The organism is Psychrobacter immobilis, from assembly GCF_904846065.1.
Taxonomy (GTDB): Bacteria; Pseudomonadota; Gammaproteobacteria; order Pseudomonadales; family Moraxellaceae; genus Psychrobacter; species Psychrobacter immobilis_H.
In genome coordinates, this window is record NZ_CAJGZV010000021.1 from 1 (window position 1) to 1,497 (window position 1,497).

Below are 1,497 nucleotides of genomic sequence, written 5' to 3' on the forward strand. Positions count from 1 at the left end.
TCAGAAAAAACTAGTCTACGTTGCTCCGCAGATCACGGGTCAGGTCATTGATAAGCAAACCAATCAGCCTATTGAAGGTGTCAAAACTGTGATCAATCGTCAAGCTCTTGACTACACTGATAAACAAGGTCGATTTACTGTTCCATTTACTACAGTTGAATATACTTTCAACGAACCAAGTTATCAGGAGAGTAGGTCTAGGCGAGGTGCGAGTCTTGCAATATTTAAAGAAGGCTATGAATATAAGTCATATACGAATGGAGGATTAGCTTTCACGACTAGCGCCGATGGTCAAAAAAGATATGTCAATATGGGAAAAATTTACCTGATGCCAGTACCAGCTGGTAAAGAAGCTGAGTATAAAACTGAATACTTGACTGTAGGTTATTGTAAGCCTACTCAATCTCAAAGAGAAGTCGACTGCATACCTGTAACAGAAGGTAAAACGTATGAGCAGGTGAGTCCAAATCAGCCTGTTCAATAGCATTTTCTAACGAGGTTTTAATGTATCAAAGGAAAATCACGCCTTTAATTCAGCCTTTATTACTGGCTAAAATACTATTCAGTGGTTTGTTAGCTTCTGCTTGTTCAGCGGAATCATTGATTTATGGTTATCAATGATTAAAGTTGTCCCATTAGTAAGTAGAGGTTAGGTATGAAAATACAATTATTATCTGGACTATGTTTATTATCAGCTTCATTAACTTCTTGTCAGGCAGAACCTACTACTACGCACTATCTAACGCCTATCGTTACAGGACAAGTGCTAGACAAAACTACAGAGCAACCCATCAGTGATGTCAGCATTATATATACCAGTTCAGCATCTACCACAACTGACAAAGACGGTTTTTTTCGACTACCTGCTATTGAGATTAAGAGCTCTTCAACTGACGATTGGGAGTCCAAACAACTAAGTGAAAGCGACATGACCGTATATAAAAAAGATTATAAGAGTAAAGATTACTGGAATTTTGGTCTTCCAAGAATAAAAGCTAAAAGAGCTTCAGAGGTCCCTGAGTACGTACATATGGGTATAATTTATCTTGATAAATTACCAGATGGTGTGCAGCTAGAAGACAACTATAAATACAACGAATATATAGAAGATATGTCTTACTGCCAATCTAATCAGTCGCAAAAAGAGGTAAATTGCATTCCACTACCAGATGGAGTGGACCATGAAGCCGTCTAGTAAAGTTAGATTATTCAGTATCTTTTGGCTAACTGCTTTAGTAACCTCATCTTGTACTGCGCAAGAACCTGAGGCCTTTTATGTCACACCTTCTATAAAAGGACAGCTAATTGACAGTCAAACTGATCAGCCACTTAGCAATATCACCGTCTACTTAACAGATGACATTCAAGGCATCTCTGATAACACAGGCCGTTTTGAATTACACTCAATGCAAAAGATAGATTCAGATAATATGGGCAAAGGTTATATGGTGGTGTGTCAGAAAGTATGCTGAGGAGATAAAAGGAGGGTGACAGCCA

The 1,497-nt window shown here is 38.3% G+C and carries 3 protein-coding genes; all 3 read left to right on the forward strand.

The features are described from left to right. Window positions 1-484 (forward strand): peptidase associated/transthyretin-like domain-containing protein (locus tag JMW64_RS13835; RefSeq protein WP_201555362.1); only part of this gene is annotated, 484 nt, incomplete at its 5' end. 171 nt (window positions 485-655) lie between these two features. After that, entirely contained in the window at window positions 656-1,195 is a 540-nt protein-coding gene (locus tag JMW64_RS13840) for a peptidase associated/transthyretin-like domain-containing protein (RefSeq protein WP_025651887.1), read from the forward strand. Further along, window positions 1,182-1,472 carry a peptidase associated/transthyretin-like domain-containing protein gene (locus tag JMW64_RS13845; RefSeq protein WP_201555363.1) on the forward strand — a complete coding sequence of 97 codons (291 nt, stop codon included), beginning with the start codon at window positions 1,182-1,184 and terminating at the stop codon, window positions 1,470-1,472. Before JMW64_RS13840 ends, JMW64_RS13845 begins: the two co-directional genes overlap by 14 nt. Window positions 1,473-1,497: the final 25 nt, after the last annotated feature.